The 20,913-nt window shown below is 63.3% G+C and carries 16 protein-coding genes and 1 pseudogene; 5 read left to right on the top strand and 12 right to left on the bottom strand.

Translation table 11 applies throughout. From position 1 onward, the window contains the following. The coding region (locus HP499_RS06500) for a helix-turn-helix transcriptional regulator (RefSeq protein ID WP_172323068.1) at positions 1-814 on the top strand (814 nt) is incomplete at its 5' end. 12 nt (positions 815-826) lie between these two features. On the opposite strand, the gene HP499_RS06505 is transcribed toward HP499_RS06500, so the two are convergent. Both HP499_RS06505 and HP499_RS06510 read right to left on the bottom strand, forming a co-directional pair. Beyond that, positions 827-1,387, bottom strand: a complete 561-nt coding sequence (locus tag HP499_RS06505; RefSeq protein ID WP_309138343.1) for a cyclophilin-like fold protein — start codon at positions 1,385-1,387, stop codon at positions 827-829. Then, positions 1,384-2,580: an MFS transporter gene (locus tag HP499_RS06510; protein ID WP_172323070.1), complete on the bottom strand. Its 1,197-nt coding sequence runs from the start codon at positions 2,578-2,580 to the stop codon at positions 1,384-1,386. The genes HP499_RS06505 and HP499_RS06510 overlap by 4 nt, the downstream gene beginning before the upstream one ends. 147 nt (positions 2,581-2,727) lie before the next feature. Here HP499_RS06510 and HP499_RS06515 point away from each other — a divergent pair, with 147 nt between their 5' ends. Then, entirely contained in the window at positions 2,728-4,143 is a 1,416-nt protein-coding gene (locus tag HP499_RS06515) for an HNH endonuclease signature motif containing protein (RefSeq protein ID WP_172323072.1), read from the top strand. Between the two features lie 13 nt (positions 4,144-4,156). Here HP499_RS06515 and HP499_RS06520 read toward each other — a convergent pair whose 3' ends face one another. Together HP499_RS06520 and HP499_RS06525 are read right to left on the bottom strand one after the other, a co-directional pair. Beyond that, complete coding sequence (locus tag HP499_RS06520; RefSeq protein ID WP_172323074.1) at positions 4,157-4,663, bottom strand: MarR family winged helix-turn-helix transcriptional regulator; 507 nt, start codon at positions 4,661-4,663, stop codon at positions 4,157-4,159. A 61-nt stretch (positions 4,664-4,724) separates the two neighbouring features. After that, complete coding sequence (locus HP499_RS06525; RefSeq protein WP_172323076.1) at positions 4,725-6,443, bottom strand: AMP-binding protein; 1,719 nt, start codon at positions 6,441-6,443, stop codon at positions 4,725-4,727. Between the two features lie 134 nt (positions 6,444-6,577). On the opposite strand from HP499_RS06525, the gene HP499_RS06530 reads away from it, so the two are divergent. Further along, entirely contained in the window at positions 6,578-7,795 is a 1,218-nt protein-coding gene (locus HP499_RS06530; RefSeq protein WP_172323078.1) for an acyl-CoA dehydrogenase family protein, read from the top strand. A gap of 102 nt (positions 7,796-7,897) precedes the next feature. On the opposite strand, the gene HP499_RS06535 is transcribed toward HP499_RS06530, so the two are convergent. The 4 genes from HP499_RS06535 to HP499_RS06550 all read right to left on the bottom strand — a co-directional run bounded on the left by HP499_RS06535 (position 7,898) and on the right by HP499_RS06550 (position 13,661). After that, entirely contained in the window at positions 7,898-9,529 is a 1,632-nt protein-coding gene (locus HP499_RS06535; RefSeq protein WP_253951441.1) for an APC family permease, read from the bottom strand. A gap of 145 nt (positions 9,530-9,674) precedes the next feature. Further along, positions 9,675-11,330 carry a GMC family oxidoreductase gene (locus HP499_RS06540; RefSeq protein WP_172323080.1) on the bottom strand — a complete coding sequence of 552 codons (1,656 nt, stop codon included), beginning with the start codon at positions 11,328-11,330 and terminating at the stop codon, positions 9,675-9,677. Continuing rightward, the gene (locus HP499_RS06545; protein ID WP_172323082.1) at positions 11,331-12,842 is read right to left on the bottom strand and encodes an aldehyde dehydrogenase family protein; all 1,512 of its coding nucleotides are present in this window, start codon (positions 12,840-12,842) and stop codon (positions 11,331-11,333) included. A gap of 81 nt (positions 12,843-12,923) precedes the next feature. Further along, the gene (locus HP499_RS06550) at positions 12,924-13,661 is read right to left on the bottom strand and encodes a hypothetical protein (RefSeq protein WP_172323084.1); all 738 of its coding nucleotides are present in this window, start codon (positions 13,659-13,661) and stop codon (positions 12,924-12,926) included. Positions 13,662-13,786: 125 nt separating this feature from the next. Between HP499_RS06550 and HP499_RS06555 the strand changes: the two genes are divergently transcribed. Then, positions 13,787-15,373: a molybdopterin-dependent oxidoreductase gene (locus HP499_RS06555; RefSeq protein ID WP_253951442.1), complete on the top strand. Its 1,587-nt coding sequence runs from the start codon at positions 13,787-13,789 to the stop codon at positions 15,371-15,373. Positions 15,374-15,389: 16 nt separating this feature from the next. Here HP499_RS06555 and HP499_RS06560 read toward each other — a convergent pair whose 3' ends face one another. Beyond that, a complete protein-coding gene (locus HP499_RS06560) occupies positions 15,390-16,049 on the bottom strand; it encodes a maleylpyruvate isomerase family mycothiol-dependent enzyme (protein WP_309138344.1) in 660 nt (219 codons plus the stop codon). 162 nt (positions 16,050-16,211) lie between these two features. Between HP499_RS06560 and HP499_RS06565 the strand changes: the two genes are divergently transcribed. Next, a complete protein-coding gene (locus HP499_RS06565; RefSeq protein ID WP_172323086.1) occupies positions 16,212-16,985 on the top strand; it encodes a class I SAM-dependent methyltransferase in 774 nt (257 codons plus the stop codon). 610 nt (positions 16,986-17,595) lie between these two features. Here the strand turns inward: HP499_RS06565 and HP499_RS06570 are convergent. The 3 genes and pseudogenes from HP499_RS06570 to HP499_RS06580 form a co-directional block, all read right to left on the bottom strand. Further along, positions 17,596-18,255 (bottom strand): hypothetical protein, encoded by a 660-nt coding sequence (locus HP499_RS06570; RefSeq protein ID WP_172323088.1) that lies wholly within the window; start codon positions 18,253-18,255, stop codon positions 17,596-17,598. 188 nt (positions 18,256-18,443) lie between these two features. Then, complete coding sequence (locus HP499_RS06575; protein ID WP_172323090.1) at positions 18,444-18,869, bottom strand: peptidase inhibitor family I36 protein; 426 nt, start codon at positions 18,867-18,869, stop codon at positions 18,444-18,446. A gap of 74 nt (positions 18,870-18,943) precedes the next feature. After that, positions 18,944-20,913 (bottom strand): annotated as a pseudogene (locus HP499_RS06580) (hypothetical protein); the annotation flags it as partial.

Raw genomic sequence — 20,913 nt, forward strand, 5'->3', positions numbered from 1 at the left:
CGCAGGATCCAACCGCCGGGTTAAAGGGCTGCGTCGCAGCGAAGTTGCCACACTGGCAGGGCTGAGTGTGGAGTACTACACGCGATTGGAAAGGGGTGCCATCAGCGGTGCTTCGCCGCAGGTGCTGGATAGCCTGGCCAGGGCGCTGAAGCTGGACGACGCCGAGCGCGCCCACCTGTTTGATCTCGCTCACGCGGCCAGTCCGGTTGCCAGGCCCCCGCGACGCCGGACCTCGAAATCCTATGTACCCCACCAGAGCCTGCAGTGGGCGCTGGACGCTGTCACTGCAGGCCCCGCGTTCGTCCGGAACGGCCGAATGGACCTGCTGGCAGTGAACCCCTTGGCGCGGGCGTTCTACAAGGACTGCTACGACATGCCGGGCCAGGCGCCAAACATCGCACGCTTCACTTTCCTGGATGACCGTGCCCATGAGTTCTACCCGGACTGGGACGCCTTTGCGGAGGTGACCGTTTCCATCCTGCGCACAGAGGCCGGCCGCGATCCGCACAACAAAGAGCTTCACGACCTCATCGGTGAACTCAGCACCCGCAGCGAGGACTTCCGCACCCGCTGGGGCGCGCACAACGTCCGCCATCACGGTACCGGGTTCAAGACGTTCAACCATCCGATCGTCGGTGAGATGACACTCGCTTTTGAGGGCCTGGAGATGGCCGCCGAACCCGGACTGACCCTGACCATCTACGCGGCGGAACCTGGATCGCCGTCGGCCGAGCGTCTCCAGCTGTTGGCATCATGGGCGGCCAGCGAATACGGCGTTCAGTCCGCAGCCGAAAAGACCCGAACGGACAGCTGACTGCCGGCACGCTCAGCGGCTGACTTCTACCCTGACGTTCTGGCCCTCGAAGCGTGCGAGATCCTCCGGTGTGGCGTTGTAGCGTCCCAGATGGATGGTCTGGTCTGAGAATTCGATGCCCGATGCGTTGTAGTAAAAACCCAGGTTTCGCCAAGGGACGAAGTAGATGAGGTCGCCGTCTTCGGGATCGGATCCGGGGGACCCCTCATGGCTAAGGGGCCTGGGCAGGTCCGCGATCTTCTCCCGGCCGGCGAACTCTGCCATGGTGAGGGTCAGCGGGAGCATGCTCAGGAAGTCCCGGGTGGCGGGGCTGTCCTCGCCGATGGTCACGTTCAGTGTTTCCGAATCGGTACTGAAGCGGACCACGGTACCTATCACGCTGCCTGTGGCGGGGCTGGATGCCTCGCTGGGGCTGGATTTTTTCTGGGGACTGGTGGCTATTTTGCTCGGAGCCGGTGCTGCGTCCCCCGTTGGCGGTGGGCTGCAACCGACCAGTGTCAGGGGCAGCGCCAGGGCCAGGGCCAACGCAACCGTCCTCGCAGGGAACGGCATGCCGGCGGTGCTGCGCCTCACGCCACAGCACCTTCCTTTCGATCCTTGAGCATCAGCAAGGTGAGGGGCACGAAGTAGAGCGCGGCGATGGCAGTCCCCACCACCACCGGGCCCGTGGCACCGAGCGATGACTCGAGCGCATAGCCGGCGATCCACGAGCCCACTGCCGTGCCCAGGTTGAAAGCTGACGTGCTGAGCGCCGAAGCAAGGGTGGGTGCTTGGCCTGCATAACCAACGGCTTTGCCGATCAGGATCGGATTGGTAGCCATGCCGAAAAGCCCCAGCAGGAAGATCAGGACCACGCTGACGAGCGCGTAGTGGGAGAACAGTGCAAGGGCACCCAGCACCAGGAACGTCATGCCGGCCGAGATAAAGAGTGCCGGATAGGGGCGGTGAGCACCGAAATGGCCGCCAAGATTGGAGCCAATGAAAGCCCCCACGCCGTAGGCCACCAGCACCAATGGCACCACGGAAGCGGCAAATCCGGTGTTTACAGTCAGCAAGGGCGAGATGAAACTGTAGGCGGCCAAGGACGATCCGCACACGATCGCGCAGCCGGCCAGGACAAGCCAGACCCGGGTGTCGCGCATGCTGGCAAGTTCTGCCCGCACTGACGGAGCAGCGCCGGATTCCGGGGTGACCGGGACCAGCCGGTACACCACGCCAGCAGCTGCCAGCGCGAGGACAGCCAAAGCCCAAAACGGCCCCCGCCAGCCAACCACCTGCCCGGCAAACGCGCCGAGGGGTACACCCACCACATTGGCAAGCATGCCACCGCCGAGGACAACGCCCAGCGCCCGGGACGCTGACGCCGCACCTGCGGCTTTTGCGCCCACGACGGCGGCTACCGCCCAGAACGCGCCCGTCGCCAGTGCCGTGACGAATCGAGCCATCAGGATCAGGGTGAAGTCGGAAGTGAGGGCAACAACCACATGCCCCACAGCAAAGATCACCAGTGCCAGGCTCAGCGTCAGGCGGCGTTGCAGCTTGAGAGTCAGGATGGACATGGTGGGTGTTCCCACGATCATCCCCACCGCGAAGACCGTGATCATGAGGCCAGCATCGGCTACGGACGTGCCAAGATCGGTGGCGATCTCCGGCAGGATGCCCGCAACAATGAACTCGGTGGTTCCCATTAGGAACACGCCCACCGCCAGAACGTAGGTCACTAGAGGCAAGCGCCGGGTGCGTGTGGGGGAAATGGTGGTGGTCATGACTCCAGATCATCAGGTTTTCAAAGCGTGGGGGAGTCCCGCTTAAGGGAGGTCTTCCGAGGGACTCCCTCACGTCGCGACCACTGAGGTGGGCTTCGTCTGGATGACTGACGTTATTTTGTCGGTGGCTGGTGCCAGAGTTAGGGCATGGAGCGAATTGGGGAGAAGCGAGCGGGCGCAGGGGTGCCGGGTCCGCTTGCTGCTGCCTCAACCGCCCACACTCTTGGCGGAGTTCCGCCCCGAGCTGTTCCGTCCAGCGCAGTGCAGCCCGGCACTGCCCCCAACAGCAGCGTCAGTAGCGACCTGATCGAACAGTTGCGGGTCCTGGAGGAGATGAAGTCTGCGATCTCCGCTTTGCAGGCGCGGGTTGCTGTGGCCTTTGATCTCGCCCAGCGTGCCGAGCAAGCCGAGGCAGGCGTCCCTGCTGCGGAGCGTGGACAAGGTGTGGGAGCCCAGGTTGCGTTGGCCCGGCGCGAGTCACCGAACCGCGGGGCACGTCTCCTGGGCTTGGCGAAAGCCCTTGTCACGGAGATGCCCCGCACCTTGGCGGCCCTGAAATCGGGGAACTTGAATGAATGGCGCGCCACGCTTCTTGTCAAGGAAACGGCCTGCCTGTCTGTCGAGGATCGTTGTGCGGTGGACGAGGAGCTCGCCCCCGACACCGGGACCTTTGACGGCAAGGGCGACAAAGCGATCGTTGCCGCCGCGAAAGCTGCCGCCTATCGACGTGACCCGCGGTCTGTAGTCGGGCGTGCCAGCCGTGCTGCGGTCGAGCGGACCGTCAGCCTCCGTCCGGCCCCGGACACTATGACATACCTGACGGCCTTGCTTCCGGTAGCCCAAGGCGTAGCGGTCTACGCCGCATTGACTCGAGCGGCTGATTCTGCCCGTTCCAGTGGGGATACCCGGGGTCGGGGCCAGCTCATGGCCGACACCCTCACCGCACGCATTACGGGCACCCCGGGCGGGATTTCGGGGATCAACTTGGACCTCGTCATGACTGACCGCACCCTTTTCCAAGGCGACAGCGAACCAGCCCGGCTCAAGGGCTACGGAATCGTCCCCGCAGAATGGGGAAGGGAACTGCTCGCGTTGGGGCAAGCCTCAGCCGTGGGTCAGGCGGGCGTGAGCCCAGCCTCTAGAGCAGGGCAGGCCGGCCAAGGTCCCGCGGCAGCGCTGAACGCAGAGTTCGGCGTATGGCTTCGTCGGCTCTACACCGCGCCGGGCACAGGAGAACTGCTCGCTACCGATTCCAAGGCCCGGCTCTTCACGGGTGGGCTTCGGCGCTTCATTGAAACCCGCGACGATAGTTGCCGGACTCCTTATTGCGATGCGCCCATCCGGCATATTGACCATGTGGTTCCGTGGCGCACCGGAGGAAGGACCAGCGTGGCTAACGGCGCCGGTCTGTGCGAGGCCTGCAACCACACCAAGGAAAGCCCCGGCTGGAGCACCAAAGCCATGCCCGGGGACGTTCACACCCTGGAAATCAGCACTCCTACGGGACACACGTACCAATCAAAGGCTCCACCCCTGCCCGGGCACCGACCCTCCAGAACGTAAAGAGCTAAAAAGCCTAGTCCTCGAAGTCTCCGGCGTCCCTGCGGAAGGTGCCCAGTACGCGGATGAGGTGATCCACGTCGTCGGGCCCGAAACCTGACTTTCCAAAGACCTCCGCGTTGAGCGCCGCCGTCGCCTTCTTGGCGAGGGCTCGGCCTTCGGCCGTGAGCTCGATCAGGGTGGTGCGCCCGTCTGTTGGGTGCGGGGAACGCGCCACCAGGGCGGCTTTTTCCAAGCGGTCGACGGCGTTGGTCACCGAGGTGGGGTGCACCTGCAGGAGCGCGCTGGCTTTGTTCATGGGCAGCGCGCCGCTGCGGGCGAAACTCAGGAGTGCGAGCAGTTCGTAGCGTGCGAAGGTCAGGCCAAAGGGTTTGAGCACTGTTTCGATCCGCGCGAGCAGAATCTGTTGCGTGCGCATGATGGCGGTAATGGCGGCCATGGGCGCGGCGACATCACCCCAGCCATGCCGTTCCCAGTTGCGCTGGGCGTCGGCAATGGGGTCGCGGGGGAGTGGCGTGCCCATGGGCCTCCTTTGTTTGCTTGCTTGCTTGGCCTACCGCTTGCAAGTTCTACTGCTGGGTTGGCTAGTCTTTCAGATTCGGAAACTCTTCCTCGGTATATTCCACGCCCAAACCAGCGGGTAGCGGACCGTCGCCGTGCCGGGCGACTTCCGTCCCGCGCAGTTCAACCCGCCGGATCTTGCCCGAAATGGTCTTGGGCAGCTCTCCGAATTCGAGCCGACGGATGCGCTTGAACGGCGCCAGGTGCTCGCGGCAGTACTTCAAAATGTCCTCGGCTACTGCCGGCCCGGCTTCATAGCCGGCGGCCAACACCACAAAGGCTTTAGGCACCGACAGCTTCACGGCATCAGGTGAAGGCACGACGGCGGCTTCCGCCACTGCGGGGTGTTCGATCAGGACGCTTTCGAGTTCGAAAGGCGATAACCGGTAGTCGGAGGACTTGAAGACATCGTCATCCCGGCCGACGTAGGTGATGACGCCGTCGGAATCCCGGCTCGCCATATCGCCGGTGTGATAGTAGCCATCGCGGAAAGCCTCGGCCGTCTTGGCTTCGTCGCCGAAGTAGCTTTTCATGAGCCCCACGGGCCGGGGGTCCAAGCGCAAGCAGAGTTCGCCGTCGTCGGCTTCCTGCCCGGTGAGCGGGTCCACCAGCACGACGTCGTAACCTGGCAGCGGCCGTCCCATGGAGCCGATCTTCACGGGCTGGGCAGGAGTGTTGGCGATCTGGACGGTGGATTCGGTTTGGCCGAAGCCGTCGCGAATGGTGACACCCCAGGCTTCCTCCACTTGGCCAATGACCTCTGCATTGAGCGGCTCGCCGGCCGAAACCACTTTCAAGGGCGGGCTGGTGAGCTGGGTGAGGTCGGCTTGGATGAGCATGCGCCACACGGTGGGAGGGGCGCAGAAGCTGGTGACGCCTTCGCGGCCCATCTGGTCCATCAGGGCGGCGGCGTCGAAGCGCTGGTAGTTGTAGATGAAGACGGTAGCCTCGGCGATCCAGGGGGTGAAGACGTTGGACCAGGCGTGCTTGGCCCAGCCGGGCGAGGCGACGTTCAGGTGGACGTCGCCGGGTTCCAGGCCGATCCAGTACATGGTGGACAGGTGGCCCACGGGGTAGGAGGTGTGGGTGTGCTCCACCAGTTTGGCCCGGGAGGTGGTGCCGGAGGTGAAGTAGAGCAGAAGGGTCTCGTCGGCTTTGGTGGGGGCGTCGGGCGTAAAGTCCGTGCCGGCGTCGTACGAGTCTGAGTACTGCCTGGCGTCTGGGTTGGCGTGCTCGGAACCGACCTCAATCAGGGTGTATTCGCCTTCGACGTCGGCGAACTTGCCGATGTTGGCACTTCCCACGGCCACCCAGGCGGCCCCGCCGCGCTCCACCCGGTCCTGGAGATCACGGGCGCCCATGAGGGTGGTGGTGGGGATCATCACGATGCCCAGTTTGATGCCGGCGAGCATGAGTTCCCAGAGTTCCACCTGATTGCCGAGCATGATGATCATGTGGTCGCCGCGTTGGACACCTTGGCCGCGCAGCCAGTTGGCCACTTGTGAAGACCTGCGCGAGAGGTCCTTGAAAGTGCGGCGGGTGGAGCTGCCGTCCTGTTCCACGATCACCAGGGCCGGCTGGTCGCCGCGGGCCGGGTCTGCCGCGATGTGATCGAACCAGTCGAGCGCGAAGTTGAACTCTTCAAAGCGGGGCCATTGGAATTCGGAGTGGGCCTGCTTGTAGTCCTCGCGCAATTCCAACAGCCTGTCGCGGGCCGCACGGAAGTCTTCTGTGACTGTCATAGTCCGCCTTTCGCCTTCGGGTTGTGTCGGCACCTTTGCCGAAGCATCCCGCCTAGTGATCCACATCACCTTGCAATATACTAGGACATCCAAGGGTTTGGAAGAGCCTATGCGGGACATGACGAAGGGGTCTAATGCTCGACGAAAAAGCTGCCGGCACCGTTACCAGCGGTGCGGCATCAACACGCGTCCTTCCTCCTTATCCGGAGGCGGACTTGATGCACGTCATTGACCTGCTCCCCCCGGAGGAGCGCTTGCGGTACCTGGAGATCAGGGAGTTCCTGCAAACGCGGATCCGTGCTGCGAGCATCGAGTACTGGAACCGGGAGGAGTTCCCGTTCGGGCTGTTGGCCGACATGGCCAAGTTCGGACTGGGCGGACTGCAAACGGACGGCTCCTCCAAGCTGTTCAAAGGCCTGATGTACACCGAAGTGGCCCGGGCTGACGTCTCGCTTTCGGCATTGGTGGGCATCCACAATGAGCTGATCGTGGGCATGATCGACGAACTCGGTTCGCCTGAGCAGAGGCGAAAGTGGCTGCCGGGGTTGGAAGCATTTACCCAACTGGGCGCCTTCGCCCTGACCGAACCGGACCACGGATCGGACATCGCCGGAGGACTTTCGACGACGGCGCGGCGCGACGGCGGTGAATGGGTCATCAACGGCGCCAAGCGCTGGATCGGGGCAGGGACCATTGCCGATTTCGCGTTGGTCTGGGCCCGTGACGAGTCCGATGGCCACATCAAGGGATTCATCGTGGAGACCGACCGCCCCGGGTACTCCGCCACTAAGATCTCCCACAAGATCGGCCTGCGCATCATGCAAAATGCGGACATCGTGTTGGACGAGGTCCGCATTCCCGTGGAAAACCTTTTGCCGGGCGCCACGGAGTTCTCGCGGGCCAATGAACTCCTGCGTGATTCCCGTGCCTGGGTGGGATGGCAAGCGGCAGGAATCCAGCTGGCGGCCTTCGATATTGCCCGTTCCTACGCCTTGGAGCGCAAGCAATTCGGCAAGGAGCTGGCCCGTTTCCAGCTGGTTCAGCAGCAACTCGCAGACATCCTGGGCAATGCCAACGCCTCACTGTCCATGATGGTGGAGCTCGCGCGGATCCAGCAGGCCGGGAAACTCGAGATGGTGCAGGCCGCCATGTGCAAGGCCACCACCACCCGGCTGGCCCGATCATCCGTGGCGATGGGCAGGTCCCTGTTGGGTGGGAACGGAATCACCACGGATTATGAGATGGCCAAGCTGTTTGGCGACGCCGAGATCCTGTACACGTACGAGGGCAGTTACGAGATCAACTCCATGATCGTGGCCCGGGCGGTGACAGGGAAGTCTGCGTTTGTCTGACGAAGCAAGCCCTGGATAAACGCACGGAGCACCCCTTAAACGCACGGAGCACCCCTTCGCGGCTGTGAACGTCGGCGAAGGGGTGCTCGTCTGTGTCGTGGGTCAGGAGCTCTGGGTTACTGCCAAGGCGGGATCTTTGTCCGGCCCCGCGTCCGGATCTGTTGTCGGAGCAGCGTCCGGACCCGCGCCGGATGGTGGAGCGACGGCGGCGTGCTCCGCCAGGACTCCGGTGCGGTGCCGGAGGCGGAGGCGGTAGAGGAGCGTTCCGCCAATGATGACTGTGCCGACGAAGATCACGCCACCCCATTGGAGGTACCACTCAAACGGCGGCACCGAGTTGTAGATTTCCGGCCGAGGCCACACCAGGTTCAGCGTCATGGCGCCTCCCCACAGCACGGCCAGGATGTTCACGGGCAGTCCCCATTTGCCCAGGCTGAATCCCGGTTCCGATCCGTCGTCCTTCAAAGGCCACTTCTTCAGGAACCGACGGCGGAGCATCGGCACTGTGACCAGCAGGTAGGACAGGTAGATCAGGACGATGCTGATGCTGGACAGGATGGTGAAGATGGCCGGCTGGGAGATGTTCACGATCAAGGGAATGACGGCCACTATGCCGATGACGATCGCAGCCACAGTGGGGGTTTTCCGGGTGGGGTGCACTTTGCTGAGCTGACGGCTGAAGGGAAGGTTGTTGTCCCTGGCCATGGCAAACATCATCCGGATCGCTGCTGCATGGACAGCCAGAGTGCAGACCACAACGGCCACGACGATGCATGCCAGGAACGCCTTGCCGAACGGGCCACCCAGCACCGAAAGCACGATGTACTGCAGACCGCCGTCAGCGGCTCCGAGCTTTGGATCGGATAGATCGGGCGCCGCAAGGATTCCGCCGAGGAGGAGCAACCCGCCCAAAAGGAAAGATGCCGTAACGGCACGCAGGATCGCCCTGGGAGCGGTCTTCTTGGGGTCTTTGGTTTCTTCACCCAGGGAACTTGCAGTGTCGAAACCGTACATCACATAACCGGAAGCCATGGCGGCAATGAGGAACACTCCAAAGAAGCCCAGGGGATGCTCTTCGCCGAAGCCGGCGGTATCCAGGAGGACTTCCGGCCCGCGGACCGTGTGCCAAATGAGCGCAATGATGAGCAGGACGGCCGCCACCAACTCCACGAACACGCCAACACTGTTGATCATGGTCATGAGCTTCACGCCGAACGCGTTGATAAGGGTGGAAATGCCGATCATGATGCTCGCCAGGATCACCCCGTTGACGGCAAAGTCGTAGGGACCCGTGCCGTCGCCCACCAGCTGGAAGCCGTCCCAGATCTGCGGCAACGTGATTTGGAGGGCCAAGGCGACCGAGCCCAGGGCCATGATGGAGGAGAGCAGCAGCAGCCAGCCCGCCAACCACGCCCAGGTTCCGGTTGATAGCCTCTTCGCCCAGTTGTAGACCGAGCCGGCCACCGGATAACGCCCGGCCAATTCCGCAAAACACAAAGCCACCATCAATTGGCCAACGAAGACAATGGGCCACGACCACGCATAGGCGGGTCCCGCCGTCGAAAATCCGAAGTAAAACAGTTGAAAAACGCCGGTGAGGATGGAGATGTAACTGACGCCGGCGGCGAAGCTGGCAAACTTACCGATGCTGCGATCCAGGGTTTGGGCATAGCCAAACTCGTCCATACCGCTCGCATCGCTCTTGCAGGGTCCTGATTTGCTGGGTTCTGACATTCGAACTCCTAGTTCAGACATGCATGAATGGTGATAGCCCGCAGCCGTCATTGGACGCGGTGTGTATCAAAAGCCGGGCACCACGGTGTGCCAACGGCTGTTTCCCCCATTTTTTGTTGCGTGGGTCTAAAAGCAGGGTCCCTGTTCAGGCGAGGGACAAGCTGAAGCCGGCTTCCGCCGTCGTGGTTTCCTCCGTCCCGTGGGCCCGGAGGAGGTCGGCCTTGATGAAATCAGCGCAGCGCTCGCCGATCATCATCACGGTGATATTGGGGTTCACGGTGACATGCTCCGGCATGACGGAGGCATCGGCCACACGTAGCCCGGTGACGCCTTTGACCCTCAGCTCAGGATCCAGCGGCGACATATCGTCCTCCACCGGCCCCATACGCACGGTGCCGACGGGGTGGTAGACCGTGTTGTGCGTTTTGCGGATGTAATCCTGCAGTTCCTCGTCGCTCTGGGCCTCGATGCCGGGGGAGAGTTCCCGGCCGGCCCACTCCGCCATTGCCGGCTGCGCCGCGATTTCCCGCGCCTTGCGGATGCCGGCCACCATGACGCGCATGTCGTGGCCCTCGGGATCGGTGAAGTACCGGGGATCCACCATGGGCTTGTCGCGGAAGTCCCGGCTGCGGAGCCGGACCGTGCCGCGGGAACGTGCATGGGTGACGTTGGGAGTGAGGCTGAAGCCGTTCTCCGTAGTGGGATAGCCGTAGCGCAGGGTGTTCATATCAAATGGGACGGAACCGTAATGCATCATAAGGTCCGGCCGGTCCAGGCCCTCTTCGGTGGGAGTGAAAATGCCGATCTCCCACCACTGGGTGGAGGTCTGGACCATGGGCTGCTTCGCCTCGAACTGCACCACGCCTTCCGGGTGGTCCTGCAAGTGCTCGCCGACGCCAGGTGAGTCCACCAAGACCTCAATGCCATGCGCCGTTAGGTGGGCGGCGGGTCCGATGCCGGAAAGCATGAGCAGCTTGGGGGAATCAATGGCGCCCGTGGACAGGATGACCTCGCGGTGCGCGCTCAGCCTGTGCGTCCGGCCGAAAGCCGAGTCCACAACATCGACGCCGGTGCAGCGCTTATCCGCGTCGAATACCAGTTGGCGGGCGCGCAGGCCGGTCAGCAGCGTGAAGTTCTCACGGTCCATGATGGGGTGGATATAGGACACCGAGCTGGAAGAGCGCGTCCCGTCCGAGCGGCGGTTGATCTGGAAGAAGTTGGCGCCGTTGATCACGGTGGTGCCGTCATTGAACTTTGCGCGGGGGATGCCGCTCTGCTCACAGGCATCAAGGAGCGCGACGCCGGCGGGATCGTTGGGGGGAACGTTCATCAAATGCACTGGCCCGGAATCGCCATGGTGGGGAGCGTCCGGACCGGCGTCTTCGTTGCTTTCCAGGCGCTGGTAGACAGGCCAGGCAGCAGCAGCGTTCCAGCCGGTAGCGCCGTACTTCGACTCCCATTCATCCAGGTCCTCGCGGGGAGCCCAGAAAGCGATGCAGGAGTTGTGGCTGGAGCAGCCACCCATCACCTTGGCGCGGGCATGGCGCATGAAGGAGTTGCCGTTTTCCTGCGGTTCCACGGGGTAGTCCCAGTCGTAGCCGGATTCCAGCAGTTCCATCCAGCGGTCCAACTGCAGGATTTCGGGCAGGTTCCGGTCATCCGGGCCGGCTTCCACCAGGGCCACGGTGACGGCAGGATCTTCGCTGAGCCGGGCGGCGACGGCAGCTCCAGCGGATCCTCCGCCGATGACGACGTAATCGAACTCCCGCTCGCTGAGGTTCTCAATGTTGTCCACGTGCATTTAGTTCTCCTTGCCGTGATCTGCGAACCAGCCGGTCACCTGGGGGTTGGTGTTCTGGTAGATGTGCTTGGCTTCCTGGTATTCGCCCAGTCCGGTGGGGCCGAGTTCACGGCCGACGCCGGACTGGCCGAAGCCACCCCACTCGGCCTGCGGAAGGTAGGGATGGTAGTCGTTGATCCAGACCGTGCCATGCCGCAACCGGCCCGCTACCCGCTGGGCTTTGCCGGCATCCTGGGTCCACACGGCGCCCGCGAGTCCGTAGATGGTGTCGTTCGCTGTAGCTACGGCTTCGTCTTCCGTGCGGAAGGTTTCCACCGTTACCACCGGGCCAAAGGCTTCGTCGATGACTACCGACATTCCCCGTTGGACGCGGTCCAGGACGGTGGGCTGGTAGTAGAACCCGGCGTCGAACTTTTCGCCTTCCGGGGCCGAGCCGCCGCACCGCAGCCGCGCTCCTTCGGCCACGCCACGCCGGACGTAGGCGTCCACCTTCTCCCGGTGGGCGGCGGAAATCAGCGGTCCGGTTTCGGCGGAGTCATCAAACGGGCCGCCGAGGCGGATGCCGTTGGCCTTGCGGACAAGTTCGTCAACGAAGCGCTCGGCGATGGATTCCTCCACCACCAGCCGCGCCCCGGCAGAGCAGACCTGCCCGGAATGCACAAAGGCGCCGTTCAGCGCGTTGTCGACGGCGGCATCGAAGTCAGCGTCAGCGAACACCACGTTGGGGTTCTTGCCGCCGAGTTCCAATGCCACCTTTTTCACGGTGCCCGCAGCAGCAGCCGCGATGCGCTTGCCGGTTTCCAGGCCACCGGTGAAGGAAACCAGGTCAATATCGGGATGTTCCGACAGCGGTGCGCCCGCCTGTGGGCCGGGGCCGGTCACCAAGTTGGCGACGCCGTCCGGTAAGCCGAGATCCTGCAGCAACTGCATGGCGAGGATCGCGGTGGAGGGGGTCAGCTCGGCAGGCTTCAGGATGAAGGTGCAGCCGGCGGCCAGCGCGGGCGCGATCTTCCACGCGGCCTGCAGTAACGGGTAGTTCCACGGTGTAATCAGGCCGCAGACGCCCACGGGTTCGTAAACGATTTTGCTCACGACGGCGGGGTTCCCGGCGTCCACTACACGGCCGGCTGACTGCCCGGCGAGGCGTCCGAAGTATTCGAAGCAGGAGGCGATGTCGTCCATGTCGATGCGGCTCTCGATGATTCGCTTGCCGGTGTCCAGAGATTCGGCGCGTGCGAACTTCTCCCGGCGTTCGCGCAGTTCAGCGGCGACCTTGAGCAGGAACGCACCTCTTTCGGGTGCCGGCACGTTGGACCAGACGCCGGAATCGAAGGCTGCCCGGGCTGCGGAAATGGCACGCTCGGCATCCTCGCGGCCTGCCTCTGACACGGTGGCGACCAGTTCGCCGTCGGCCGGGTTGTGAATCTCACGCACCGCGCCGGAAGCGGCCGGTTCCCATGCGCCGTTGATGAAAAGCGTGGAGGCGGAATCGGAAAATGTGGCTTGGGTCATACGAAGCAGGCTAGTGCATCTTGAACATCTGTTCAAGGAAAATCATGAACAGATGTTCAAAGTGACGCGGCCCTGCAGGCTTCAGCGGGCATTGATGGAGATGCTCTTGCGGATCTCGGGAAGGGTGGCCTTGAGGGTGTCGAGGGTGGGGCAGAGGGCTTCGACCCTAACTGTGACCGCTGGCTTGTTGAAGGTCCTTACCGCGGTGTATCCATAAGCGTCGCCGGATGTGTATGTCACGGCCAGCATGTCCACTTCATGGCTGCCCCCGATGCCGTAGCCCAGCGTCGCGTCCTTGGCATTGGCAATGAGGTCCGTCTTGCCGGGGAAGAGGATGGCGAGGATCTCCTGGGTTGATGCCTTGTCGTCGTCGGCAACGAGCTCGGCGGGATTGTTGCGCGCCTGGACCGTTCGCACCTTGCAGCGCGTGTTACCGGAGCTGAAGGTCATCATCCCGTCCGTTGCCATGCGGCTGTAATCGGCTTCCCAGCCGGCAGCTGGGTCCGTCAGTGAGCTGGCGATATCGGGGGTGTGTCCACCGTTTTCATCGCCGATGATCCTGTTGCCGTTGGTCCAGGAAAGATCTTCGGTCACCGGATCGAGTCTCCCGGCGGCGGTGTCGCTGTCAGTCTTTGCCTCCCCGCTGGCTGAAGCTGCGCTTCGGTCCGGACTCTGTAACCCGGTGGAGCTTGTTGCAGAGGGGGTGGAAGTGTTGATTGGGGCCGGCGCGCCGATGCTGCAGCCTCCCAGTGCCGTGATGGCAAGAATGGACGAGAACAGTACAAAGAACTGCGTGCGGGATGGGCTTGGCGTGGTCATGTGGTTCCTTTTCCTGTTCGCATACCCCGAGGCAAGTTGCCTGCTTGGGAAGAATATCTATCGACTGGATTAATCTACCAGTTAGCTGCACCCATCCCTGCTCCCGCCCGCTACGAACTACTGGCATGAAAAAGCTCGGACTCCGGACCAAAGGCCCCGAAACCATGGCAGCGCTGGCAGGCGTGGTGTCTGCCGCCGTCGTGCTTGCCGTTGCCGAGCTGATCGGCGCCTTCTTCACCGCCAGGGCAACTCCCGTGTTTGCCCTGGGATCAACGTTCATCGACTTCACTCCGTCGTGGATGAAGGATTTTGCCATTGCCACATTCGGCACGAATGACAAAGCGGCACTGTTCGTAGGGATGGGCGTCACCATCGCATTACTTGCCTGTGTCCTGGGCATAGTGGCCTACAAGAAGTGGGCGCTGGGCGTCCTGGGCGTGTTGTTCATGGGTGCCGTGATTGTGGCCGCCGTTCTGACCCGCGCAGGAGTGGGGCTGGCCGACGCCATTCCCTCCGTCCTGGGAACCATCGCCGGCCTGATAGCCCTCCGCCGCCTCATAGTGCCGCTGTGGAGGCTGAAAGCGTGGCCGGAGGCCCCCGCTGACGTGGCGGCCGACGCCGACAAGCAGGTTGGCGGGGCCGGAACCAGCCGTCGTCGTTTCTTTGCCGCTGCCGGAGTCACCGCGGTGGCCGCCGGAATTGCGGCCACCGGTGGGCGGCTGTTGGGCGCGGCACGAAACAACGTTGCCCAAGCCCGTGATGCCCTCAGGTTGCCGACACCGATCAAGGCTGCGCCCCCTGTGCCGGCGGGTGTCCAGTCCCCGGTGGCGGGAGTATCGTCTTGGCTGACGCCAAACAGCGAGTTCTACCGCATTGATACGGCCCTGAGCGTCCCGGAAATCAACGTCAACGATTGGTCATTGCGGGTGCACGGAATGGTCGAGGAGGAAGTGACCCTCACCTTCCAGGACCTGCTCGACGCCGATCTGATCGAATCGCACGTGACCCTCACCTGTGTTTCCAACCCGGTGGGCGGAAAGCTTGCCGGTAACGCCAAGTGGTTGGGCCTTCCCATCCGCGAAGTCCTGAAAAGGGCCAGGCCCAAGGATGGCGCGGACATGGTGCTCTCGCGGTCCATCGACGGCTTCAGTGCCTCCACGCCACTGGAAGTCCTTCAGGACGACCGGGATGCCATGCTGGCCATCGGCATGAACGGTGAGCCGCTTCCGGTGGAGCATGGCTACCCCGTGCGGATGGTGGTTCCCGGGCTGTACGGATTCGTCTCCGCTACCAAGTGGGTGGTGGAGTTGGAGGTCACCCGTTTCGCCGACAGCAAGGCTTACTGGACCGAACGCGGCTGGTCAGAGCGCGGACCCATCAAAACCATGGCACGGGTGGACGTACCCGCATCCTTTGCAAGGCTTAAGGCAGGAAAGGTAGCTGTGGGCGGCACCGCTTGGGCGCAGACGCGGGGTATTACCAAGGTTGAAGTCCAGATTGACGACGGCGATTGGGTGGAAGCAACCCTCTCCGACGAAGCCTCCACCATCACCTGGCGCCAATGGTCTTACGAATGGGATGCCACGCCCGGCATGCATTACGTCAAGGCCCGCGCCACTGACGCCACCGGCGAAACCCAGACCGACAAGCGAGCCGATCCCGTGCCTGACGGAGCCTCGGGCTGGCCGTCGGTGATGGTGACGGTTGAGTAGTACTACGCGATCTGAACTAAGCGGGTTTCGCGGCCGGGATCTCCAGGCGCGAGCGAAGAACAGGTACACCGGGGCCTTGGAGGTCCTCAAGGTAGGAAATACGTCCGGCCATCGCCATGACCAGGGCGAGGGTGGTCCCCGTAACCATCGGTCCTGTCCCTGCTGAGAAGGGCCCGTCATCCGCCCTCAACTGCAGGTCCGCAGCGTGGGTGCGGCTGGCAACCGCAAAGTCCCGGCGCGCGTAGAACTCCGCGACGGGCGTCAAAGCGTCATTGCTCGGAGTACGGGGAAGCCCAAGGGGCCGGCGGATGTCCTGGGCATGCACGATTACCTCCCCCAGATAGGCCGGAGTATCGGAGGAAGGGGCGATGCTGCTGTGGATGACGGCGCGGAACCTGTCCAAGGTCTTAGCCGGGGTGCTACCACGGTGCTCCTCCAGCCTCCGCTGGTTGTGCACGTCAGGCCGGAAACGGGCACCGAGCATGCTGCGCAACCACTGCCACTGGTTAAGGCTCGCCGCGGCCGTCAGATGCGCGACGACGTGCTCCACATCCCATCGCCCACACAGGGTCTCGTAGCGCCATTGCTCCGGGCTAAGGCCGGTCAGGTCCTCCACCAGCGCGGCGCGCTCAGCATGAACCAGGGTCCAAAGATGGCCGTCCGAAGGTTTCCCCACATCTTCCTGCTTCCTCTATGAGAGTTTTGTGGTTTCAAGCCCACGCTCGCTTCTTACAGTCGCATTCAAACACAGGGCTCGTCAGTGGCGCGGGAACCCGTTCGGAGCGCTGCAGGCCGATGGCCAAGCTGTGGCTTCCATGAATCGTGAGAGCATCATGGAGTGACCGACGCCACTTCGCTTGAAATGCCGCCCCTGTATGAGTCGCTGACCTGGCTCACCCCGCTTTCGGAGGAACGTGCCGCCCACCTTGTGGCGTTCTTGTCCGACCCGGCCCCTGCTGAGGTTCTGGACATGGGGTGCGGATGGGGCGAACTTCTGCTTCGGGTTTTAGCGTCCGCCCCGCAGGCACGGGGACGTGGAGTGGACCGTGCTTCGGCATTCATGGACCGGGCGACGCAACAGGCATCCAACCGTGGACTGCTCGATAGAGTGACTTTTGATTCGATGCCCGGGGCAGAAGCCCAGCCTCGCCCCGCAGACGCTGTCATCTGCATCGGTGCGAGCCAGATCTGGGGGCCGCCGGTAGAGGCAGCACAGCCGCTCGACTATGCCGCGGCCTTGCGCGCCCTTCGAGCCCTGGTGCTCCCCGGGGGCAGGCTCGTCTACGGTGAGGCGATCTGGTCAGCTACGCCTCATCCGGCTGCTACCGCCCCTCTGGCCGGACGCGATGACGAGTACCTGACCACAGATGCGCTACGCGAGCAGATCCGGGCCGCCGGCTTCGAAGTGGTGGACGACGACCAGGCAACCATTCAGGAGTGGGACGTTTTCGAAGCCGGGTATCGCGACCGGTTTACCCGGTGGCTGGAAGCCCATGATGCCGACCATCCCGCCGCAGATCAGGTCCGTCGGCAATACGAGGAACAGCGCGCTGCCTATGAAGAGGGCTGCCGGGGCGTACTCGGGATGGCGTACTTCTGCCTCAGGGGGTAGGCGTCCACAACAACTCAAGTTGGGTGCCGCCAGGACTGGGTATTTATCCGGAATTGAGCACCCTGATCCAGCCCGCGGTTGGACGCGTCGTCCGTGGGGCGAACGTATCGTGGCGCAAAATCACAGGGGTGGCAGAACAACGCTCGTCTCGCCAAATTCGAGCGTGACCTCGTTGGATACATCCACGTCGCCGGGAGTCTTGATCACATAGGTACGCGGGGCTATGTCGGCTGAACAGGCCTGCGCGGTATGCGAGGCAATGCTCAACTTTATGTGGTGGGCACTGAGGACCTCTATTGAAGACGGGAAGACCGGGCAGCTGGAACTGCCGCTGAGGACAACCGCAAACCTCGCGCCGGCATCCAGCCAGCCCGCTACAGGGACAGGAGCGGGGAATGACGGATCCTCGGCCCAGGACCCGGGATCAGCTGTAATTGCTGCCGATGGCAGTCCTCCCCGAAATTCAGATTCGGAAATCGAAGACGGAACGGCGGAACAGCCTGCGAGCATAGCGGCCAGGCCGGCGACGAAAAACCGAAAACTAGTCCCGATATAACCGAGGCTGGGGTGTCTATGGCTCATGTGCCCGCTGCTGGGTGCTCGGACTGTACTATCCGCAAGCCCAGTCAAACGTATCTGATTCAAGGTCGAATTGGGCATTGCCGCCACCGCCAAAGTTGAGCCCTGAAATCTCTTCCAGTTCGAGGTACCAAGGAGTAAGCCCGTCAGGCATTGCTTGGATGGGAAAGGCCGTCCCGCCCAGGTGGCTCATGGCAAACAGGGGTTCTGCCCAGTCTGTGAGTCCGTTGCCTGTTGAGGGACTGACATATCCATCTGGGCCAACCTCATCTCCCCAGAGTTCGACGGGGGCCTTGCCGGCATTGGGATCGGCGCGCGGAATCAGCCAAATGTCCGTGGTTGGCTCAACCTCGCCCCAGGCGTTTGTACCTTCTGACTCATCCCCATGGTCACCCCCGACACGAAGATCCGGGCGAGGCGCTGTTGGTCCGGCCGCCAATTCATCGTGGGTGAGCCAAAGGATCGCGAATTCTCCGTCGATCACGTCTCTTCGCCTCAAAAGGCCGGGATGGTCCTCGGCTGCTGCAAGGTCGCGCAGGAAAGGATCGGCTGATTCCGCGCTGGGAATGGCAGATGTGTCTTCCACTGCAAACTGGCCCTCGCCGGCAAAGATGGCTATTCCTGGGAACTGTGGCCCGCGCCTTTGGAAGCCTGCGGGCAGCCAGAGAGTCAGCACATGCATCATGGGCAACCCAGTATTGAGGCTGCGCGGCCAGTGTTCCCAACGGACGCCCGGCCCATGGCCTCCTGTCCACCCTGAAGGCGGCTGGCTTGGCAGTGCAGCACCGGCAGCTCGACCTGGCGCGTTGCCAAGGCCATTGCCACAGCGAAAGGCCAGGTTCCAGGCGGTCATCGGCTCGACACCTCTCGCTGTGGTACTCATCGGTTTGCGCAGTTGCCTCTGTTGTCGATGAAGAACGAGGACACCTTGTTCTTCAATCCCAGGGCCTCGAGGTTCCATCGTCCGCCGGGTCCGATGCTGAGTGGGTTTCCGCCGCAATGGGAATCGTCGTAGACCCAGACAGTTTCGCTGGTGTTGTTGATGATCGAGGCGGCGTTGTTGTTGACCTGGACGTTCCATCCGTTGGCGCCGGCGGGGCCGTTGTTGAACAGTTCGTCACCCAGCCAACCGTCGGAGTACTGGGTGTCGGCGCGTGCCCCTTCGTAGTTGCTGTTGAAGTACAAGCACAGCCTCTCGTAGGGGCACGTTGAGCCGGCTTGAGCCGCGGGTGCGCCGGCAAGGAACGCCCCTGCTGCCAATCCAAGCAATGACACGGTCCCGGTGATTCGCTTGATGAGTTTCATGGGTAGACCTTTCAATTTCTGGAGATTGACGACATACAACTGCTGACTGCGCTGCTACTGATGTTCCTGGCGGATCAGCCGATCAGGGCGGTGGCCGCGGAGTAGCGGGCCAGTGCGGTGTACGCGGTCTTCGTTCCTGTCACGCGTACCTTGATGGCGCTTCCCTTGTCCGCGGCAACCAGCTTGTACGTCTGGGCGGTTGCACCCGTAATGGCGGTGCTTCCGCGGAACCACTGGTAGGTCAGGGTCACAGGCGCCGGCCCCCACACGCCGGGGGTTGCCGTGAGCGTGCTGCCTACCGTTTTGGTACCGGAGATCGTGGGAGTGGGCCCAGTCAGCGTGCCCGCCGCCACGGCGGCAGTCGCCACGGAGGTTTTCGCCGCCGTCGTGAATCCGGTCTTGCTGCCGGTGACGCGGACAGTGATGGTCTTGCCCAGGTCGGCGGCAGTCAGCGAGTAGGTAGCTGAGGTGGCACCCGTGATCGCGATGCCACTCCGGAACCACTGGTACGCCAACGTCACGGGGGCCGGGCCCCACGCACCCGGCACTGCAGTGAGGACCGCACCCACCTTCACCGTCCCGGAGATCGTCGGCACCGGTGCGGTCAGGGTTCCCACTGCCACGGCAGCGGTCGCCGCGGAAGTTTTGGCCGTCGTCGTAAATCCGGCCTTGGTTCCCGTGACCCGGACGGTCATGGTTTTGCCAAGGTCGGCGGCAGTCAAGGTGTAGCTGGCAGACGTAGCCCCGGTAATGGCAACACCAGTCCGGTACCACTGGTAGGCCAGCGTTACTGGAGCAGGTCCCCACGCCCCGGGAACAGCTGTGAGGGCAGAGCCAACCTTCGCCGTCCCGGAGATCGTCGGCACTGGCGCGGTCAGCGTGCCTACCGCCACGGCAGCAGTGGCAGCGGAGGTTTTGGCCGCAGTAGTGAACCCGGCCTTGGTTCCCGTGACCTGGACGGTCATGGTCTTGCCCAAGTCGGCGGCAGCCAAGGCGTAGGTTGCCGATGTGGCACCGGTGATTGCGACGCCGCTTCGGTACCACTGGTAGGCCAGCGTTACGGGAGCCGGTCCCCATGCTCCGGGTACAGCGGTGAGCGTCGAGCCAACTTTCGCGGTCCCGGACACGGTGGGCACCGGCGCGGTCAACGTGCCGGCCGCGACGGCGGCTGTCGCAACGGAAGTCTTCGCCGTCGTCGTAAATCCGGACTTGGTGCCTGTGACCCGAACGGTCATGGTCTTCCCCAGATCGGCGGAAGCCAATGCGTAGGTAGCTGATGTGGCACCTGTGATGGCGACGCCGCTTCGGTACCACTGGTAGGCCAGCGTCACCGGAGCCGGTCCCCATGTCCCGGGAACCGCAGTGAGCGTCGAACCAACCTTGGTGGTCCCCGTTATGGTCGGGACAGGAGCAGTCAGTGTGCCTGCTGCGACAGTAACGCTGGCCTGGCCGTAGTAGGGCTGCAACGGCCAGTCATGGACGCTGAGCCGTACGGTGACTTTTTTCCCGGCGTCGGAGGCCTGGAGGAGGAACGTTGCCCCATTGGTCCTGTGGTCCTGCACGCCGTTGACGAACCAGTCGTAATAGGGGCCGAAATCAGGGGTGGGGCTCAGGGTTCCGTGGTCAACGGTCAGGGTGTTCCCGGCGCTGGGCGTGCCCAGAAGGGTGAAGGGCTTCGAAGCCGTGACAGCCTCGGCACCGGACTTACCGCCGTGCACCGAGGTGGTGTGCGAGGCGTATCCGGTCTTGGTCCCGGTGACCTTTGCCCAGATGTCGTACCCGGCATCGGCGGCGGTGGGAATGTAGACAGTGGTGGTGGCGCCGGGAATGTCTTGGGCGACCACGCCGTCCTTGGAACGCTGCCACTGGTAGGCGAGCGTCACCGGAGCCGGTCCCCAAACGCCGGGATCGACCGTAAGCTTCTGACCTGCCTGGGCAGAGCCGTAAACGAAAGGCCTGTCAGGTGTCAGCGACAGCCCCGCAACGTCCAGCTGCATGGTCAGCTTGATGCGCTGGCCGGCAGCAGTGGCCGTCAGGACGGTGG

This window comes from Paenarthrobacter sp. CM16 (assembly GCF_013179505.1).
Classification (GTDB): domain Bacteria; phylum Actinomycetota; class Actinomycetes; order Actinomycetales; family Micrococcaceae; genus Arthrobacter.